Origin of the sequence: Escherichia sp. S10b, assembly GCF_028421345.1 — a bacterium.
In the GTDB taxonomy this organism is placed as follows: Bacteria; Pseudomonadota; Gammaproteobacteria; order Enterobacterales; family Enterobacteriaceae; genus ECMA0423.
The window spans coordinates 18,267-37,734 of record NZ_JAHZSO010000163.1; the positions used below are offsets into that span (position 1 = coordinate 18,267).

14 protein-coding genes and 10 pseudogenes are annotated in these 19,468 nt (G+C 49.2%); 12 read left to right on the top strand and 12 right to left on the bottom strand.

All coding sequences use genetic code 11. From position 1 onward, the window contains the following. Position 1: 1 nt before the first annotated feature. From FTE26_RS12640 to FTE26_RS12655, 4 genes are all read right to left on the bottom strand, one after another. Positions 2 to 1,573 (bottom strand): IS66-like element ISCro1 family transposase, encoded by a 1,572-nt coding sequence (locus FTE26_RS12640; RefSeq protein ID WP_000381395.1) that lies wholly within the window; start codon positions 1,571 to 1,573, stop codon positions 2 to 4. Positions 1,574 to 1,592: 19 nt separating this feature from the next. Next, the gene (gene tnpB, locus FTE26_RS12645) at positions 1,593 to 1,940 is read right to left on the bottom strand and encodes an IS66 family insertion sequence element accessory protein TnpB (RefSeq protein WP_000624622.1); all 348 of its coding nucleotides are present in this window, start codon (positions 1,938 to 1,940) and stop codon (positions 1,593 to 1,595) included. Then, the gene (gene tnpA, locus FTE26_RS12650) at positions 1,940 to 2,617 is read right to left on the bottom strand and encodes an IS66-like element accessory protein TnpA (RefSeq protein ID WP_001339397.1); all 678 of its coding nucleotides are present in this window, start codon (positions 2,615 to 2,617) and stop codon (positions 1,940 to 1,942) included. Before tnpA ends, tnpB begins: the two co-directional genes overlap by 1 nt. Positions 2,618 to 2,839: 222 nt before the next feature. Continuing rightward, positions 2,840 to 3,034: a hypothetical protein gene (locus tag FTE26_RS12655; protein ID WP_001427456.1), complete on the bottom strand. Its 195-nt coding sequence runs from the start codon at positions 3,032 to 3,034 to the stop codon at positions 2,840 to 2,842. Between the two features lie 198 nt (positions 3,035 to 3,232). On the opposite strand from FTE26_RS12655, the gene FTE26_RS12660 reads away from it, so the two are divergent. The 5 genes and pseudogenes from FTE26_RS12660 to FTE26_RS12680 all read left to right on the top strand — a co-directional run. Next, positions 3,233 to 3,802: an inovirus Gp2 family protein gene (locus tag FTE26_RS12660; RefSeq protein WP_001538131.1), complete on the top strand. Its 570-nt coding sequence runs from the start codon at positions 3,233 to 3,235 to the stop codon at positions 3,800 to 3,802. A 259-nt stretch (positions 3,803 to 4,061) separates the two neighbouring features. Further along, positions 4,062 to 4,463, top strand: coding sequence for a putative zinc ribbon protein (locus FTE26_RS12665; RefSeq protein ID WP_000270974.1), 402 nt, complete (start codon positions 4,062 to 4,064; stop codon positions 4,461 to 4,463). Then, positions 4,451 to 4,860 (top strand): annotated as a pseudogene (locus FTE26_RS12670) (zinc-ribbon domain-containing protein). Before FTE26_RS12665 ends, FTE26_RS12670 begins: the two are co-directional and overlap by 13 nt. 283 nt (positions 4,861 to 5,143) lie before the next feature. Then, positions 5,144 to 6,762 (top strand): annotated as a pseudogene (locus FTE26_RS12675) (ISL3 family transposase). A 79-nt stretch (positions 6,763 to 6,841) separates the two neighbouring features. Beyond that, a pseudogene (locus FTE26_RS12680) lies at positions 6,842 to 7,134 on the top strand (gamma-glutamyltransferase); the annotation flags it as partial. A gap of 39 nt (positions 7,135 to 7,173) precedes the next feature. On the opposite strand, the gene FTE26_RS12685 reads toward FTE26_RS12680, so the two are convergent. The 7 genes and pseudogenes from FTE26_RS12685 to FTE26_RS20305 form a co-directional block, all read right to left on the bottom strand. Then, entirely contained in the window at positions 7,174 to 8,208 is a 1,035-nt protein-coding gene (locus FTE26_RS12685; protein WP_001538129.1) for a phosphotriesterase-related protein, read from the bottom strand. 2 nt (positions 8,209 to 8,210) lie between these two features. Continuing rightward, positions 8,211 to 9,176: pseudogene (locus FTE26_RS12690) on the bottom strand (DMT family transporter). A 56-nt stretch (positions 9,177 to 9,232) separates the two neighbouring features. Beyond that, positions 9,233 to 9,829, bottom strand: a pseudogene (locus FTE26_RS12695) (glutamine amidotransferase); the annotation flags it as partial. A 13-nt stretch (positions 9,830 to 9,842) separates the two neighbouring features. Further along, positions 9,843 to 11,071, bottom strand: a protein-coding gene (locus tag FTE26_RS12700) for an IS3 family transposase (RefSeq protein ID WP_097431850.1) whose coding sequence is annotated in 2 segments (ribosomal slippage) — positions 9,843 to 10,756 and positions 10,756 to 11,071 — 1,230 coding nt in all. Because the reading frame shifts where the segments join, the coding sequence is not laid out codon by codon here. Positions 11,072 to 11,162: 91 nt separating this feature from the next. Then, a pseudogene (locus FTE26_RS12705) lies at positions 11,163 to 11,327 on the bottom strand (glutamine amidotransferase); the annotation flags it as partial. A 13-nt stretch (positions 11,328 to 11,340) separates the two neighbouring features. Further along, the gene (locus FTE26_RS12710) at positions 11,341 to 12,555 is read right to left on the bottom strand and encodes a PfkB family carbohydrate kinase (protein WP_001538124.1); all 1,215 of its coding nucleotides are present in this window, start codon (positions 12,553 to 12,555) and stop codon (positions 11,341 to 11,343) included. Between the two features lie 195 nt (positions 12,556 to 12,750). Beyond that, positions 12,751 to 12,858, bottom strand: a pseudogene (locus FTE26_RS20305) (transposase domain-containing protein); the annotation flags it as partial. A gap of 72 nt (positions 12,859 to 12,930) precedes the next feature. Here FTE26_RS20305 and FTE26_RS12720 point away from each other — a divergent pair. Then, entirely contained in the window at positions 12,931 to 14,064 is a 1,134-nt protein-coding gene (locus tag FTE26_RS12720; RefSeq protein ID WP_000555380.1) for an IS110-like element ISEc45 family transposase, read from the top strand. A 246-nt stretch (positions 14,065 to 14,310) separates the two neighbouring features. Here FTE26_RS12720 and FTE26_RS12725 read toward each other — a convergent pair. Continuing rightward, positions 14,311 to 14,532: pseudogene (locus FTE26_RS12725) on the bottom strand (IS66 family transposase); the annotation flags it as partial. A gap of 1,024 nt (positions 14,533 to 15,556) precedes the next feature. Between FTE26_RS12725 and FTE26_RS12730 the strand changes: the two are divergent. From FTE26_RS12730 to ldtA, 6 genes and pseudogenes are all read left to right on the top strand, one after another. Next, positions 15,557 to 15,745 (top strand): annotated as a pseudogene (locus FTE26_RS12730) (IS4 family transposase); the annotation flags it as partial. 8 nt (positions 15,746 to 15,753) lie between these two features. After that, a pseudogene (locus FTE26_RS12735) lies at positions 15,754 to 15,897 on the top strand (cobalamin biosynthesis protein); the annotation flags it as partial. 151 nt (positions 15,898 to 16,048) lie between these two features. Continuing rightward, complete coding sequence (gene cobU, locus FTE26_RS12740; RefSeq protein ID WP_000973176.1) at positions 16,049 to 16,594, top strand: bifunctional adenosylcobinamide kinase/adenosylcobinamide-phosphate guanylyltransferase; 546 nt, start codon at positions 16,049 to 16,051, stop codon at positions 16,592 to 16,594. Further along, positions 16,591 to 17,334 (top strand): adenosylcobinamide-GDP ribazoletransferase, encoded by a 744-nt coding sequence (gene cobS / locus FTE26_RS12745; protein ID WP_001326708.1) that lies wholly within the window; start codon positions 16,591 to 16,593, stop codon positions 17,332 to 17,334. The genes cobU and cobS overlap by 4 nt, the downstream gene beginning before the upstream one ends. Before the next feature lie 11 nt (positions 17,335 to 17,345). After that, positions 17,346 to 18,425 (top strand): nicotinate-nucleotide--dimethylbenzimidazole phosphoribosyltransferase, encoded by a 1,080-nt coding sequence (gene cobT, locus FTE26_RS12750; RefSeq protein WP_097489400.1) that lies wholly within the window; start codon positions 17,346 to 17,348, stop codon positions 18,423 to 18,425. A gap of 61 nt (positions 18,426 to 18,486) precedes the next feature. Next, a complete protein-coding gene (ldtA, locus tag FTE26_RS12755) occupies positions 18,487 to 19,422 on the top strand; it encodes a L,D-transpeptidase (RefSeq protein WP_000986321.1) in 936 nt (311 codons plus the stop codon). The last annotated feature ends 46 nt before the right edge of the window (positions 19,423 to 19,468 follow it).

Here is a 19,468-nt window from a genome sequence, read left to right on the forward strand (position 1 = left end):
TTTACTGAGAGCTCAGATCAACTTTCCAGGGCAACAGATCGCGTACCCGGTTTGCCGGCCAGTCCTGGATATGTTCAATGACGTAACGCAGCCACTTTTCTGGCTCCACATTGTTCAGACGGCATGTGCCGATCAGCGAGTACAACACCGCCGCATGTTCACCACCGCTGTCGGAACCCGCGAACATCCAGTTTTTCCGGCCTACGGCCACTCCCCGTAAGGCGTTCTCTGCGATGTTGTTGTCGATTTCCACCCAGCCATTACTGCAGTACACGTTCAGTGCATCCCACTGTTTCAGCAGGTATGCGAACGCTTTTGCCGTATCTGAGTGACGCGACAGTGTTTTCATCTGTTGCTGTATCCAGTCATACAGTGACTGCATCAGTGGCGCGGCTCTGGCTTTTCTTGCCGCCAGACGCTGTTCTGCTGAACAGCCCCGGACCTCTGCCTCGATGGCATACAGTTCACCGATACGCTGCAGGGCTTCCGTGGTGATGTAGGTGGGCGCTCTTGCATGCACATCGTGGATTTTTCTCCGGGCATGAGCCATACACGCGGCTTCCGTTATTCTGCCGGATTCGTATAACGCCCGGTAACCACCGTAAGCATCGGCCTGAAGCACACCGCTGTAACCGGCCAGGTGATTTTGTGGATGGATACCTTTCCGGTCCGGACTGTACGCGAACCAGACCGCCGGGGGCATCTGTGAACCGGCGTTACGGTCATCACGGACGTAGACCCACAGCCGGGCTGTCCGGGTTTTACCGCTGCCCGGCTCCTGGACCGGGACGGGGATATCATCAGCATGGACTTTACCGGGCATCAGCACATACTGGCGCAGGACGTCATACAGCGGCTCCAGCAGTTCAGCAACAGCACCTGTCCAGCGCCCCAGTGTGGCACGGCTCAGCTCCACTCCCTGACGACGGTATATTTCTGACTGGCGGTATAACGGCAGATGGTCTGCATATTTCCCGGTGACAACATGGGCCAGAAGCCCCGCTCCGGCATAACTGCGTGCAATGGGTTTTGAAGGTACTGGTGCCTGCACGATATGGTCGCACCGGCAACAGGCCTGTTTCGGACGTTGTGTTTCGATAACCTTAAAGGCGCTGCTGATAAGCTCCAGTTGCTCTGACACATCACATCCCAGAGAACTGAGTTCACCACCACAGGCAGGACAGCATTCCTCTTCCGGCCGGATAACCCGGGTTTCACGGGGAAGTGAGGCCGGTAACGGTTTACGGGCTGAAGACTGGCGCAGGGCGGATGGCAGTACCGGGTCATATTGCTCACCCAGCGTTTCCGCCATTTCTTCCTGAAGTGCGCTGATTCGCTCCTGTGCTTCCTGTATCTGCCGTTCGGTTTTTGCACGAAGTTTTTCTGAGCTTTTACCGAACTGCATACGTTGCAGTTTCGCAACCAGCGCCTTCAGCCGGTTGATTTCGGAAGCATAAGCCGCCACCCGCTGTGAGAGCAGGCGGTTGTATTCAGCCATCTGGCGGATGGTGTCCTGTTGCGTCTGCAACAGTGCCCGCAGGCGGGCGTTCTCATGAGCAAGTGAGGTGTCCATATCCTCACTTTACAACGGGTTATATGCGGATTCCAGCGCGTTCCGTTCGTTTCGGGTGCTTCCAGTTGATACCTTCAAGAAGCATGGATAACTGAGCCGGAGTAAGGTGCACCTTGCCGTCACGGGTGACTGGCCAGACGAAGCGGCCCCGCTCCAGGCGTTTGGTGAAGAGGCACAGTCCGTCACTGTCAGCCCACAACACTTTTATCTGGTCACCCCGGCGTCCGCGGAAGATGAACAGGTGTCCGGAGAACGGGTCATCCTTCAGGACGTTCTGAACTTTTGATGCCAGGCCGTTAAAGCCATTTCGCATATCGGTGATACCTGCAACCAGCCAGATACGCGAACCTGCAGGGAGAGATATCATCAGTGGCTGCTCCCTTTTATTTCGCGGATAAGTGTCTGTAATAACGCCGGCGTCAGTTTACCTTTAAGCCTGAGAGTTCCGGCCGGCAGAACCAGCTCACAACACAGACTGTCGGACGGTGTATTTATCTGCTCTGGTTCCTGTGCGGGGGCCGGGATTTTATTATCCGGCTCCGGCGTTAACGTCACGGGAAGCAGTGCCGGCATATTTTTTCCGGAAGGCAGCAGGCCACCTTTCCGGTATTGATGGCGCCAGTTGAAGAGCAGGTTATCGTTGATTCCGTTTTCCCGGGCGATCTGCGCCACACAGGCTCCGGGCTGCAGTGACTGCTCCACTAAGGCGATTTTAAACTCATAAGGGAAGTTGGGCCGCCGGGGACGTTTTTTTACCACGGGGGCTTCGGATATAACGGTGCTTTCAGGACGTACGACTGGTACCGTGGAAAATTGTCCGTAAAGGCAGGCATCAAGTTCCTGCTCCGACATGCCTGCGGGCAAAGGCCACGAAAGGCCAGCTCTCCGAAAGCGCACGAACATACTACAAACTGTTGATTTTGGTACACCCAGGCGACGCCCGGCCACAACCCGGGGTAAATGTTCTTCAAAGTGAAGACGTAAAGCTTCAGTGATCCAGGTCCGGTGTTTCATACGATAGTGTCCATTAAAAATGATGGACATTATTTTTGTAGAGCCGGAGGAAACAGACCAGACGGTTTAAATGAGCCGGTTACGTTTCGCGTATTTGTCAGAAACCCAGACGAGTTTTCCTGTATGGGACGAAATAAGGCAGCGGCAATACCTGGAAAAATTTAATATGGTATGAAGGAGAACCTGTCGGTTACGCTTAATATACCCGGTACACTGTCAGCTCAGGGGATACATGAACCGTTATCTCACCAGCTACACAGTATATACACACTGACTGACGCTGACAGTAGTCAGCAGGACCACAATAATCAGTGCCAGCAGTATGGTAACGATACGGTCTGTATTCCGGTAATAGCCGAAGGGGTCGACAGAACCACAATACGGGCAACATGTATTATGAGTAATCGCGTTTCCACAGTCCCTGCACTTCTTTTTGCGTATCACCATAACTCCCTCCTCACAGCCTTACCCGTAACCGGTTTTTTACATTAAAAAAACAACGCTGAAAATTCAACCGTCAGTCCGGAGACGATAGTTGGGGTATCACAGAGTGCCTGAGACAGTGTCCTGCCGGAGGTCACTTCAGGGACTCTGCGCATTTTTTACGACGTGGCTATTCCGTATGAACCATACGGAGATTTAACCATGACCTACAAATACAACCCCTTCTGGCAGCAACGTATTCGTGAGACGGTGCGGCACGCACTGAATGTTCATCCCCGCCTGACGGCATTGCGGGTTGACCTGCGTCTCCCGGATGTACCGGCAGCAACGGACGCAGCTGTGATATCCCGCTTCATCAATGCCCTGAAAGCCCGAATCGACGCTTACCAGAAACGTAAGCATCGGGAAGGTAAACGCGTGCATCCCACAACCCTGCATTACGTCTGGGCCCGGGAGTTTGGGGAGTGCAAAGGTAAAAAACACTATCACCTGATGCTGCTGGTCAACCGGGATACCTGGTGTCGTGCCGGCGATTACCGCGCTCCGGGATCACTGGCCGGGATGATTAAACAGGCGTGGTGCAGTGCCCTGGGAGTGGATGTCGGGTGCCATGCCACGCTGGTGCATTTTCCGGCCTGGCCGGCGGTGTGGCTGGCGCGTAATGATGACACCGGCTTTCAGCAGGTGCTGGAACGTGCTGACTATCTGGCGAAGGAACATACCAAAGCTCACTGCACCGGTGAGCGCAATTTTGGCTGTAGCCGGAGTTGAGCACGACTGGCGCGCCAATACCCGGCAAACCAAAAGTATGGGTTGTTGTCTGGCGGCAACGATGTATCCACTCGCCCACTGACTGTTTTTTACGTCAGTGTTCCATTGTGTGACAACCACAGTGCTGTAACAGCAACCAGCCTGCTTTACCCAAACTCCAGTCCAGATTTTAACTGAACCGCCATTCACACCCTGACCACGCTGCCCGTACCGGGACGGCTGTTGCCTGCGTGTCGTCTGGCGGCTGAGGAATATGACTATGTACGCAAAATCCTTTATCGCTCTTGATGGCAACGGACGTCTGACGGGCGCCCGTACTGCACAGGCCGCACCTTATGCTAACTACACCTGCCACTTGTGTGGCAGTGCACTCAGATACCATCCGCAATACGACACTGAACTTCCCTGGTTTGAACACACTGACGACAGGCTGACAGAGCACGGTCAACAGTGCCCTTATGTCAGGCCGGAGCGCAGAGAAATACAGTTGATTAAACGTCTGCAGCAATTCGTACCGGATGCCTTACCCGTGGTGCGTAAAGCCAGCTGGCACTGCAGACAATGTCACCACGATTATTATGGGGAGCGGTACTGCACACACTGCCAGACCGGAGGATTCAGTATTCCCCGGACAACTCAGGAGGAAATATGCGAATTCTGAACTGTTATATGGCGAATGACAGCAAAGGCCATTTTGTTACGGCGAAAGAAGCAGCGAAGCACAACCGCCAGGACGTTTTGTGCTGTGTGTCCTGTGGATGCCCGTTAACACTTCAGCGGGGCAATGACGGACAACCACCGTGGTTTGAACATGACCAGATGACTGTCGCTGAGAAAATCCTGCTGCGATGCACCTGGCTTGACCCGGCAGAGAAAGAGGCCCGTCGTTTGCATCTGCAGGGTATGACGGTTCCGGATTATACGGTGAAGGTGAGAAAGTGGTTTTGTGTGATGTGTGACGAAGATTATGAAGGAGAAAAGTGCTGCCCGCGTTGTGGTACCGGGGTATACAGCAGGGAGGGGGGCTGCAGGAAGGCAACTGGAAGGATAGGAACTGAGCGGTTCAGTCGCGGAAATCAGTTGCAGAGCTGTAATGATATCTCCGGGAGTGCTGCGTTGGTAGGGGCATCCCGGGATAGAGAAATTTTAGCACTTTGCCCTGAATGATTGTAGACGTTCCGAGTACTCGTACAGGTCTGAGTTATTACAGTTAGATATTCACTTTTTCTCCCGCATACTTCACATCTGTCAACGACGGATGAAAAGTGGTTCTTCCGCAACCTGGGTGGAAGAAAATGGATGAAACTTTCTGGCGAACAAGGATCTAAGCTGTTTTAAGTTATGGGCAACGCAATGCACTCTCTTAAGACACTTCTACAGTTACCTTGCGGATGGCGATGCAGTCGACAAATTATTAGCTCTGACGGTATAACCCTCCATCTCCACGGAAAACGCAAAACAGCACAATGTCCTGAATGCTTTAAGCGTAGCGACTCTGTTCATAGTTGTCGTCGGCGCCGGATACAGCATCTACCCTGCTCAGGGCAGACGCTATGGCTTGTATTTTCCGTCCGCCACTGGTACTGCCGTAACCCGGCTTGTCACGTAAAATTTTTGCCGAGTCGCTTGCTCCCTTCGCCAGTTCACACCAGCAGTCTTCACAGGCGTTACAAAATTAACAACGTCAACTGGGATTAATAGCTGGAGGTGAGGCTGGAAAACGGGCTGCAACGGCAGCGGGTCTCCGTTGCAGTGCTGATACTCTTCTTCGCAGGCTTATCAATACCCCGGAGACGAAACAGTCAGGCGCGCCTCATGTCGGTATTGATGAGTGGGCGTGGCATTGGGGCCACCGTTACGGTACGTTAATATTCAATCTTGATACTCACCGCCCCCTGGTCCTGCTTCCCGGCCGTGATCAGCGTACGCTGGCGACCTGGTTCAGAAAAGGTCCGGAAATACAGGTTGTATCGCGTGATCGCAGTGGAGTCTATGCGACAGCAGCACGTGAAGGTGCACCTCAGGCCAGACAGGTGGCCTATCGATGGCACCTGCTAAAAAATATTGGTGATGAGCCTGAACGAATGATGTACAGACATATGCCTCTGATACGTCTTGTTGTCAGAGAGTTATCACTGAAGAAATCACCTGAGCCAGAAATATCTGTGCCTGTAGCATCGCTCCGTCGTCTGGAACGCCTTAAACAGCACACCCGCAAAAAACGGCATCAGCGTTGGACAGAGGTTATGGCCCTGCATAACAAGGGATGTAGTTTCAGGGAAATATCCCGTATTACAGGCCTGTCGCGAGTGACAGTCAGTCGCTGGGTGGGTTCAGGAACATTCCCTGAAATGTCAACTAGGCCTCCAAAGCGAGGGCTTCTGGACCCATGGAGGGAGTGGTTAAAAGAGCAACGAGAATGTGGTAATTATAACTCCGGCCGGATATGGCGGGAAATGGTGGCCAGGGGGGTTACAGGCAGTGAAACCATCGTCAGGGATGCTGTTGCCAAATGGCGTAAAGGCTGGATCCCACCGGTTACTACTGCCGCAAGACTTCCTTCAGTGTCCCGGGTAAGCCGCTGGTTGATGCCCCGGAGAATAATCAGGGGTGAAGAAAATTATGCTTTCCGATTTATTAGTCTGATGTGTGAAAAAGAACCGGAGTTGAAAATAGCGCAGCAACTGGTACTCGAGTTCTACCGTATTCTGAAAACCTAAAATAAATCACAGCTAAGCAGCTGGTTCACTCGGGTCCACGAAAGCGGCTCAGCAGAACTTCGGTGCGTAGCTGCGGGGATGGAAGCTGATGCTGCGGCTATACGTGAGGCAATCAGCAGTCGCTGGAGTACTGGTGTTGTCGAAGGTCATGTAAATCGCCTGAAGGTGCTGATACGCCAGATGTATGGTCGAGCCGGACTTGAACTACTTAGGCGGAGGGTAATGAGTCCACTGGCATGAAAATCTTCACCTAGGTTGCGGAAGAGCCACTTTTGCACTGTTCGTGACAGTATGGCCTTTATGTACTCACTTTGTTACCGGTAGCTGGATCATCACTACCGTGCTGCAAATGGTGGTGAACAGCATCAATTGTGGAATGAATGTTGCCGAAGCGACCAATGCGCCTCGTTTCCACCATCAGTGGTTGCCGGACGAGCTGCGTGTTGAAAAGGGGTTAGTCCGGATACGCTCAAGCTGCTGGAAGCAAAAGGTCAGAAAGTGGCGCTGAATGAGGTGTTGGGCAGCACGCAAAGCATTATGGTTGGGTCGGATGGTGAGTTGTACGGCGCATCCGACTCGCGCTTGGTGGATGATTTAACGGCGGGGTATTAATTGACATCCCCCGGCGCAATGTGCCGGGGGATAATGGTTTTATGCGGTCAATAATCGTCCGGGATTATCGATACAGAGTTTTTTGAGGATCGTTTTATCGACGCCGCGCTCCGCCAGATAGGCCAGAAAAACATCTGGAACAAATCCCCAGCCATTACCGCCATTTTTAGCCCACATTTGTTTAAGGAAGACATCGTGGCTGAGAACAAGCTGATCGGCGTATCCCAACTCAATGAGATGAGCGACGGCATCGGCAGTCTCCTGCACCCCTGGCGCTATTCCCTCTTTCGGGAAGGTAATGTCTAGGCCAATCATGTCGAATTCCAGCCAGACACCTCTATCAAGCATTTTCCGCTGATACGCCACGTCTTTTCCTGACGGATCCGAGTGTGCGAGAGAGACTTTATTTGGCGAGACGCCCATTTCACCTAACACAATGTCGAGTACTTCATCACCGCGACGAAGCCAGCCCGGCATGTGAATATTCATCGCCACATGAGGATTGTTAATCTGTGCCAGCGAGGCAGCCCGCAAGCTGTTATGCTCGGCTTCGGTAAATGTCGGTGAAACACCTATTTCACCGATCATTCCGGCACGAATATCCGTATCGCCAATCCCTTGATTCAATTCTTTATCGATCGTTGTCGCCAGTTCATCAACCGTTTTATGAATTCTCTGGCTTTCAAATTTTTCCAGGTAGGGACCGGAGGAAGCAACAATATTCAGACCTGTTTTTAATGCGACTTCTCGTAATGCCTGCGCATCTCGTCCGATAGACTCAGACCCTGTGGCATCAACAATGGTGCGACCACCGAGCGAGATAAAGTTATTAATTTCGAAGATCACATCTTCAATAGGTTTGCGGTCCATATTATCAGCGCAGCAATAAGGATCGTGTTTTAATGCCCACTGGATTTCTGCCGTGACTTTTTTATCAACAAGCCGTTGTGAAAAAGGATAGCAAGGAGCATCCACAACAGAGGAAAGATCGTTGAACAGATGTTCATGAGGAAGTGTTAGCCCCATATCTTCACGGGCGACGGGGCCCGTCACAGTTTGTAGATAATCTTTCATGATTATACCTCCATTTTCTTCATTGTTTTCGAGGTTCTGTATTCCGGAATAGTGGTAACAATTGCACCGACCAGTGCAAACAGTGTTCCGATGATCGTGACCAGATAAACGCTATTGCCCAGCGATGGAATTAATACGTCAATCAATACTGATCCCAGTAACTGGCCCGCCGTTGAAGCAACCCCCAGCATCAGTAACCCCAGACCTCTGACCAAAATGGCCATTAAACCGATAGACATTAGTCCAAGCGGGCCGCCAAGATACATCCACCAGACATCTGGTAATTGAACAGTGACGTGCCCTAATGCGACACGAATAGCTAGCGCTGTGCCTAAAACACAAAATCCAACGATGAAATTCTAGGTGATTGAAACCAGCATGGATCCCGTAGCTTCAGCTACTTTTGCATTTCCAGCGGGCTGCCATCCTGCAAGCAAACCAGCTAAGAACGGAAGAATGGCAAGTAAGATGAAAGAGGTAGAATGCCACTGAGGTGACACAACAAAAATCGTAGCAATAACCGCAAATAATGCACCGATGATGCGATAAGGGGTAAAGTATTTTTTCTCGTCGACACCGATACCAAAGCGATCGCAAAGTAAACCAGACAGCAATAGCGCGGAGATCAGTGCGGTTTGAAACGTTGCGACCCCGAGTGCGCTGGCTGATGCGCCTTCAGAAAATACCACCATCGCTCCACAGAGACCGGCAAACCAGTTCCAGAGAGGAACTTTTCGGTTTTTAATCAGAGAAGGAATTGCCGCAAATTGTTGCCGGGTTTCTTTTCGCGCCATAATAATAAAAAACATCACGACTAAACCACTGGCAAAGGAGATAACTGCGCATGCATTACCATACTGTAACCAGTGACCTAATTGACCATTCACCGCTGATTGCATAGGGGAGAGCATACCCGCAAGAATCGTGGCAAGCATCCATAAGGGAGTTGAGTACTTATTCTTTTTCATACATCAATCCTTCTATTATAGTAAATGGAGTAACTGGAGTTACCCCATTATTATTATTATCTTGCAATATGAGTCAGTATATTTACCCACAACGCGGTATAGAACGGCCAGGACATAAACTGCTGTGTACCCCAGTGCGGTGAACAGTCACTCATAAAGCAGGCTATTTTCCCGTTGTGATAGTTACCAAAGACCAGTAATGGAGCGTTGTTTATTGTTAATACCACCTCAGCATTTTCTTTAGCGATCGCCCGGTTATAACCTAGGAAAAAAGGATATTCAGAGAACCCTTTAATAACTGGATGTTCAGGTTGTGATGGCTGTGCAATAACACCCTCTGGTTTTTCGACACGATCGTCACCATCTAACATCGTAACCGGGAGCACATCAGCCAGAACTGTATTTTTATAATTGGCTTTTGCTTCAATTCCCATGAATGAGAGATAGCCGCCAATCATCAATAACCCACCACCGTTATTCACATATTCTTTAATCAGTTCGAGAGCGTTTGGTTTTATGCGAAGCTGATAAAAAGTATCATTTTGTAGCAGGAAAGTATTACTACCAATATCACTAATAACGATGGCATCATATTGTTCTAACTGTGCCACATCTTCAGGGAAGGCAATTTGTACCGTATGTGCTGGCATATAGGTGGATTTGCCCCTATATTTCCAGACACCTGTTATCACTTAACCCATTACTGGCTTGCTGCCGTAGATATTCCCGTGGCGAGCGATAACCCAGTGCACTATGCGGATGCCATTCGTTATAATGCTCGAACGCCTCTGCAAGGTTCTTTGCTGCCGTTAACCCGTCTGGTTTGGGCATGACACTGATGTAGTCACGCTTTATCGTTTTCACGAAGCTCTCTGCTATGCCGTTACTCTCCGGACTCCGCACCGCCGTGCTCTTCGGTTCAAGCCCCAACATCCGGGCAAACTGCCGTGTTTCATTAGCCCGGTAGCATGAACCATTATCCGTCAGCCACTCTACTGGAGACGCCGGAAGCTCGTTGCCGAAGCGGCGTTCCACCGCTCCCAGCATGACGTCCTGTACTGTTTCACTGTTGAAGCCGCCCGTAGTGACCGCCCAGTGCAGTGCCTCACGGTCACAGCAGTCCAGCGCGAACGTGACTCGCAGTTTTTCTCCGTTATCACAGCGGAACTCGAACCCGTCAGAGCACCATCGCTGATTACTTTCTTTCACAGCCACTCTGCCTGTATGTGCCCGTTTCGATGGCGGTACAGCAGGTTTTCGCTCAAGCAACAGCGCATTCTGGCGCATGATCCGGTAAACACGTTTGGCATTGATCGCAGGCATACCATCAAGTTCTGCCTGTCTGCGAAGCAGCGCCCATACCCGACGATAACCATACGTGGGCAGCTCTCCGATAACATGGTGTATACGGAGAAGCACATCCGTATCATCAGTGTGACGACCGCGGCGGCCATCCATCCAGTCATCGGTTCGTCTGAGAATGACGTGCAACTGCGCACGCGACACCCGGAGACAACGGCTGACTAAGCTTACTCCCCATCCCCGGGCAATAAGGGCGCGTGCGCTATCCACTTTTTTGCCCGTCCATATTCAACGGCTTCTTTGAGGAGTTCATTTTCCATCGTTTTCTTGCCGAGCAGGCGCTGGAGTTCTTTAATCTGCTTCATGGCGGCAGCAAGTTCAGAGGCAGGAACAACCTGTTCTCCGGCGGCGACAGCAGTAAGACTTCCTTCCTGGTATTGCTTACGCCAGAGAAATAACTGGCTGGCTGCTACACCATGTTGCCGGGCAACGAGGGAGACCGTCATCCCTGGTTCAAAGCTCTGCTGAACAATTGCGATCTTTTCCTGTGTGGTACGCCGTCTGCGTTTCTCCGGTCCTAAGACATCAATCATCTGCTCTCCAATGACTAGTCTAAAAACTAGTATTAAGACTATCACTTAAATAAGTGATATTGGTTGTCTGGAGATTCAGGGGGCCAGTCTAATAGGTGACATCTACCTGACTATTTTTCAGACACTGGAGTAACCAGGTCGCACCTTCTTCATATTTACTTGAGGTAAAACTGTCATATCCTTTTGAATGAATCATATGAATATGCCAGGATTCCCCAATAAAGAGCACTTTTAGTGATTTTTTGGTGTTATTCATTCTCTGTCCCTTCTTAATGCGTAAAAATAGTTTGCTGATAATGTATACTCTGAATTCGATGTATCACAGATTCATGTTCAGGCATGTCGGAAGCATTGCTTGTCTCCACCGCTAGGGATGCAAAGGCGCTGGCATAACACAGTGCTGATTCCAGTGATTTTCCTTTCGCAAGTCCTGATGCCAGAGAGCCGTTAAACGCATCCCCGGCTCCTGCCGTATTTTTAACGACCGCTGGAAACGCTGGCGAATGAATGAATTTTTTGCCATCAAATGCGAGCGAGCCCTTGCTACCGAGCGTGATAACCGTGTTTTTTACCCCTTTATTGTGGATAGCTTCTGCAGCTCGTTTAGCTGATTCAAGATCGTGTACGTCTATGCCGGACAGTAAACCAGCTTCTGTTTCATTGGGGGTGATATAATCAACATCCTGAATAAGTTCGTTGACGATATCATTATAGGGTGCCGGGTTAATAATGACCGGGATACTGTTTTTTTGCGCCAATGTGATCGCTTGTTGCAGAGCGGTATAATTTGTTTCGAGCTGCAGAAGTATGACATCAGAATTAATAATCGCTTCTTTCTGAATAGTTATTTCATCGGACGACATTGTCATGTTGGCACCGGGATAGATCGCAATAACATTATCGCCAGTACCTTCATTAACAAGGATCGTGGCAGTTCCGGTTTGCGTTTCTTTCGTTTGATAAATTATACTTTTATAAATCTTAGACGAATTCATAAAGTTGATCGCATAATCACTAAAGTGATCTGTACCTACTTTTGTTATGAAATAAACATCAGTATCGGCAAAGCTTGCTGCCAGCGCCTGGTTACAGCCTTTTCCCCCCGGTGAAAATATAAAATTACTTGCCAGAAGCGATTCTCCGATAGTGGGAAGCCTCGGCAAATAACTGATGATATCAACATTAAACGAACCAATAACGCATACTTGACTTTTCATAGTTGAGTGGCCTTTTTTTATTCCCTGGGCTGTATCATAATTTTCAAGCGCATAAGCGATTTCATTTTTCGCAATAGTATCAAGCGAGTCTAGGACGATAAAAGCACCGCCATGATATCGAGTCAGATAGCCAAGTCTGGCAAGTTCATTAAGATCTGATCGAATAGTTTCTTTCGTTACATTGAGGCTATTGGACAGATCGGATACTTTTACAGAACCGAATTTACTGAGTCGTTTCAATATTTCATGATGGCGTTCAAATTTCATGCTTCACCTCACTTCAGTTACGTTAATATCTGTCGATGTATATTGATGTGATAATCACCATAAAGTGGCGGGGAAAAGCAAAAAAAATCAAAAATAGCCGGAGAAAAGGTAAGCGTTAATGGAGAATCATATTGATGCTTATTTATTGGTGAGAACTACGTTCCATGGCAGGAGTTCATCAATACGGTTGGAAGGTTATTCCGGCAGTACGCTCAGGATATGGCGCAGATACGCTTCCGGATCAATGTCGTTCAGAAGGCAAGTGCCGATAAGCCCATACAACAGTGCACTGCGCTCGCCGCCGAAGAACATAAAGATGGTATGACCTTTATATACTCACTATAGCATTGGTGGGATATTCCAGAGGAGGTCATTATGCATTCGGAAAATATTGCAGCTTACATCGGACTGGATGTACATAAAGAAACGTTGGCGGTTGCTATTGCTGCACCTGAACGGCTTGGCGAAGTTCGTTATTATGGTACGATTAACAACGAAGCCCAGGCTGTACGTCGATTATTTCAGAAATTGCAGGGACTTTACGGAAACATTCTTTCCTGCTATGAGGCTGGCCCCTGTGGTTTTGGGCTATATCATCAACTCACAGCGATGAATATAAAATGCCAGGTTATTGCCCCTTCCCGGATACCAAAATCACCGACAGACAGAATCAAAAATGATCATCGGGACGCAATTTCTCTTGCCAGGTTACTGCGGGCTGGTGAACTTACCCCTGTCTGGATCCCTGACCTGACTCATGAAGCTATGCGGGATCTAATCAGAGCCCGTGCAGCAGCTAAACGAGACAGCAGAGTTGCCCGACAGCGAATTCTGAGCATGCTATTGCGAACAGACAAACGTTATGCAGGGAAGCACTGGACCGGCAAACATCGAACCTGGTTAGCCAATCAATCATTTAGTCAGCCATCTCAACAGATTGCTTTTCAACACTATTGTCAGAGTCTGGAGCAGATTGAAGATCGCATACTTCAACTCGACCAGGAAATATCCCGCCTGTTACCTGAGTGGTCTCTGTGCAATCTGGTCTGCCAGTTACAGGCCCTTAAAGGTGTTGGTCAGCTAACCGCAATAACCCTGGTTGCTGAACTGGGTGATTTTTCACGATTTTCCAGTCCCAAACAACTCATGGCTTTTCTGGGACTGGTTCCAGGGGAATATTCCAGTGGAAACAGCATTCGTCCCAGGGGAATAACAAAAGTTGGAAACAGCGAACTGAGACGTCTGCTTTACGAAGCCGCCTGGTCTTATCGTACACCTGCAAAAGTTGGTGCATGGCTTATATATTACCGACCGGATTCTGTAACACAATATTCCAAAGATATTGCATGGAAAGCTCAACAACGATTGTGTTCTCGTTACCGAAGTCTGACAGCAAAAGGGAAAAAATCACAAGTAGCCATTACGGCGGTGGCTCGTGAGTTGACTGGATTTATGTGGGATATTGCACTTGCTGCCCAATCATCATTCAGTCAGCAGAAGCAAAATTAAACCCTGAAGCAGTCAGACACGGAATGAGTGATCCTCGTAAAAGAATTCAGGAGGTCAGAATGCGCCAATACCTGCATATAGAAAGAGGCCAGCTCACTGCGTAAATCGTCATGGGGCTAAAATCCCCGAATAAGAGTTTGTAAAATCCAAGATACAGTCTGACTGTTTCAGGTTCTTTAATCCGCGATATAACGAAGCTCCCGGAGCTGCGTAAGGTCTTTTTGGGCTCAATATTTGACAAAGGTCATAAGAGTTATTTCCGAGACAGATGGCACAAAGGGCTTTTTCCGCGGCATTATGTCTGCCTCCGCCTGACCGTCAACACTGTAATAACAGAGTGCGCCCCACTGATTCAGTACACAGCTGAACCATTCTCCCAGTCTGGATTTTTGGATAGCGTGGCATTTTTCTCCACCATGCATGCAGTGAGTCCAGTAACAGTTTGCTCTTCTTCTGCCTGACCACAAGATGTGCTGGACTGGTAAACGATGGGGATACCTGCTTACGCGAGAGCAATAAGTGGCTGGCCACAATTCTCGGTACAAAACTCTGCTGAATAGCAGCGATTTTCCCAGCGTGGTGCGTCGTTTGCATTTTACTGGTTCTAAGTTAACAATTATCTGTTCACTAATGACTACTCTAAAAACTTGTATCAGGACTATCACTTATTTAAGTGATATTGGTTGTCTGGAGATTCAGGGGGCCAGTCTATAAACTTTTTACAAAAGGATGAATGCAGAAGGTTACTCTAATGGCCAGAGTGATGACAATGATGGTCAGACGTTGACCTGCAGAAACTGCATTTTAATTGGTCTATAAAGTCTGCAAGAGGAATCAGGGTCAGATCAGTGAGTCTTATCGCGGCCCGAAGCTATGACTGAAAGAAGGCTGGATACAGAATTGCAACAATTTGGCAATGTCAGAACACAGAAGCTTTGCAAGCAGGTGAAAGGTTATGTCTAGCAAAAGGAGTATATCAGAATACATCTACTGATGTACAAAACACAACAATAGCTTCATGATATATAAATACGTGATGACGAGTGGTACTCCGCATGGTTATTTAACTTCTCAGCACCACTAATGATCCTGAGCAACTTCGTATTTGGGCCATTGCCATGGAGTAGAAAGCTGTGTCTGAGAATGCAGAATTTGAGAAAAGAAATCGCTTTCTTGGAGAGCTTCTGAAAATGGCACGCTAACAACGTTTTGTTAAAAAATGTGAATCACTTGCCGGGGCTGCATTTTCTATTCGAGGAGAATGTTGACGTAGATATTACAGAAATCTCAGCGCATCAGGATAAACTGCTACCTTAGGTCAACCACCAAAAGAAAATACAATACGTCCAGTTTGTATGCCTTTAATAACACATCTTCTAAATGTTGAAGAATTATCCCGCCTGCTGAAGAACGTTGCTCTGAGTGTGATAAACCTTTTTATTCTTGATGATGTCAGCGAGAAGATGGAATATATCCCCGACTGGGTCGTGGTTACCCGGTTAAACATCTGGTGGCGCTAATAAATCTGGCAAGTCACATTCTGTTGAATGCTGTGACAGTGCCTTACCGAGAGAGCGAAATTGTGGTGTTCTAGTGCATAGTCGCCACCATTCCGGATAATTCTATTGCGTTGTTTTACAAGTTCTTTTACAGCGCAGATCTGTCGCTGACGTTGAATCAATAGCCTGGATTTCAGAACACAATGCCCGTTTGCTGGTTGGTCCGGCAGTAGCATTAATTCATTATCTGAATGAAATGTGTCAATCCACAGAAACCGCTGTCAATGACGCATTTTGTCGGACGTTAACACGAGAAAGTCTGGCTATTCCGTAATGCCATCTTATTTCGTAATGGATTGAGAATGCTGGATTTTTAATTATATTACGCGCAGTATTAATCGCGTAAATGTTTTGCGGTCAGCAACGGTGGGGGATCCATTGTTCTGTTCAATGAATACCATCATACATTTGAATCAGGAGTCGGTATGATGATTTTGGTGACGGGGGGCGCACGGAGCGGGAAGAGTCGCCACGCAGAGGCGCTTATTGGGGACTCTTCACAGGTTCTGTATATCGCTACCTCGCAAATCCTTGATGATGAGATGGCTGCACGGATAGAACATCATCGGCAAGGCCGCCCGGAGCACTGGCGCACAGTGGAGCGCTGGCAACATCTTGATGAATTAATTCATGCAGACATTAACCCGAATGAGGTTGTGTTGCTGGAATGCGTTACCACAATGGTGACTAATCTGTTGTTTGATTATGGCGGCGATAAAGACCCTGATGAATGGGATTATCAGGCGATGGAACAGGCGATTAATGCTGAGATTCAGTCGTTGATTGCTGCCTGCCAACGTTGCCCCGCAAAGGTTGTATTAGTGACTAACGAAGTGGGAATGGGGATTGTGCCGGAGAGTCGTCTGGCACGACATTTTCGTGATATTGCCGGGCGGGTAAATCAGCAGTTGGCCGCTGCGGCAAATGAAGTATGGCTGGTGGTTTCTGGTATTGGAGTAAAAATCAAATGAGTAAATTATTTTGGGCGATGCTCTCATTTATTACGCGTCTGCCTGTACCGCGTCGCTGGTCCCAGGGACTGGATTTCGAGCATTATTCTCGCGGTATTATTACTTTTCCTTTGATTGGATTATTGCTTGGCGCGATTAGCGGGCTGGTCTTCATGGTGCTGCAGGCATGGTGTGGCGCACCACTGGCGGCACTGTTTAGCGTGCTTGTGCTGGTGCTGATGACCGGGGGATTCCATCTGGACGGCCTCGCTGATACCTGTGATGGCGTATTTTCTGCACGTAGCCGCGATCGCATGTTGGAAATCATGCGTGATAGCCGTTTAGGCACCCACGGCGGTCTGGCATTGATTTTTGTGGTACTGGCAAAGATTCTGGTGTTAAGCGAGTTGGCTCTGCGTGGCGAATCGATCCTTGCATCGCTGGCGGCAGCATGTGCGGTCAGCCGCGGGACTGCCGCATTATTGATGTATCGTCATCGTTATGCGCGGGAAGAAGGGCTTGGCAATGTGTTCATTGGCAAAATTGATGGGCGACAAACCTGCGTCACACTCGGCTTAGCCGCTATTTTTGCTGCCGTATTATTGCCGGGTATGCATGGTGTGGCTGCTATGGTGGTGACGATGGTGGCGATTTTCATCCTCGGTCAGCTTCTCAAACGTACGCTGGGTGGGCAAACGGGCGATACGCTGGGAGCAGCCATAGAGCTTGGTGAACTGGTCTTCCTGCTGGCACTGCTATAAAGAGACGTGACATGCAAATACTTGCCGATTTACTGAATACGATCCCAGCCATCGATTCTGCCGCTATGTCGCGTGCACAACGGCATATTGACGGGTTACTCAAACCTGTTGGTAGCCTGGGAAAGCTGGAGGCGCTTGCCATACAACTGGCAGGAATGCCGGGGTTGAATGGCATACCGCATGTGGGCAAAAAAGCGGTACTGGTTATGTGTGCCGATCACGGCGTCTGGGAGGAAGGGGTCGCTATTTCTCCAAAAGAAGTGACAGCCATACAGGCTGAAAATATGACCCGTGGAACAACCGGCGTGTGTGTGCTGGCAGAACAAGCGGGCGCTAACGTCCACGTAATTGATGTTGGTATTGATACTGCTGAGCCTATCCCCGGGCTTATCAACATGCGTGTCGCACGAGGTAGCGGCAATATTGCTTCAGCTCCGGCAATGAGTCGCCGTCAGGCTGAAAAGTTGCTTTTGGACGTCATATGTTATACGCAGGAGCTGGCAAAAAACGGTGTCACGCTGTTTGGTGTAGGTGAACTGGGGATGGCAAACACGACACCGGCAGCAGCAATAGTCAGCACAATCACTGGCCGGGATCCTGAAGAAGTGGTTGGGATTGGCGCAAACCTGCCGACAGATAAACTGGCTAATAAAATTGATGTTGTGCGTCGGGCGATTACGTTGAATCAACCAAATCCTCAGGATGGTGTTGATGTCCTGGCAAAAGTGGGTGGATTTGATTTGGTCGGAATAGCTGGAGTGATGTTAGGTGCTGCTTCCTGCGGTTTACCCGTGTTGCTGGATGGATTTCTTTCTTATGCTGCTGCGCTCGCAGCCTGCCAGATGTCTCCTGCGATCAAACCGTATCTCATTCCTTCTCACCTGTCGGCAGAAAAAGGCGCGCGTATAGCGCTCTCGCATTTGGGGCTGGAGCCTTATCTCAATATGGAGATGCGTTTAGGTGAGGGGAGTGGCGCAGCTCTGGCGATGCCCATCATCGAAGCTGCCTGTGCGATATACAACAACATGGGCGAACTTGCTGCCAGTAATATTGTTCTACCGGGGAATACGACTTCTGATTTGAACAGTTAAAAACGAAAAGTCTGATAAAAGCTATACTTAACGGATAGCTTTCGCGACATAGGAAAGGGACATGATGCGTCGTGTAAATATTCTTTGCTCATTTGCTCTGCTTTTTGCCAGCCATACTAGCCTGGCGGTAACTTATCCATTACCTCCAGAGGGTAGCCGTTTAGTGGGGCAGTCGTTTACTGTAACTGTTCCTGATCACAATACCCAGCCGCTGGAGACTTTTGCCGCACAATACGGGCAAGGGTTAAGTAACATGCTGGAAGCGAACCCGGGCGCTGATGTTTTTTTGCCGAAGTCTGGCTCGCAACTCACCATTCCGCAGCAACTGATTTTGCCCGACACTGTTCGTAAAGGGATTGTTGTTAACGTCGCTGAGATGCGTCTTTATTACTACCCACCAGACAGTAATACTGTGGAAGTCTTTCCTATTGGTATCGGCCAGGCTGGGCGAGAAACCCCGCGTAACTGGGTGACTACCGTTGAACGTAAACAAGAAGCTCCAACCTGGACGCCAACGCCGAACACTCGGCGCGAATATGCGAAACGAGGGGAGAGTTTGCCCGCATTTGTTCCTGCGGGCCCCGATAATCCCATGGGGCTGTACGCGATTTATATTGGCAGGTTGTATGCCATCCATGGTACCAATGCCAATTTTGGTATTGGGCTCCGGGTAAGTCAGGGCTGTATTCGTCTGCGCAATGACGATATCAAATATCTGTTTGATAATGTTCCTGTTGGGACGCGTGTGCAAATTATCGACCAGCCAGTAAAATACACCACTGAACCAGATGGCTCGAACTGGCTGGAAGTTCATGAGCCGTTGTCGCGCAATCGTGCAGAATATGAGTCTGACCGAAAAGTGCCATTGCCGGTAACCCCATCTTTGCGGGCGTTTATCAACGGGCAAGAAGTTGATGTAAATCGCGCAAATGCTGCGTTGCAACGTCGATCGGGAATGCCTGTGCAAATTAGTTCTGGTTCAAGACAGATGTTTTAAGAGCGTTGGTAATTAGAAAGCAAAAGCCTGCTAGAAAGCAGGCTTT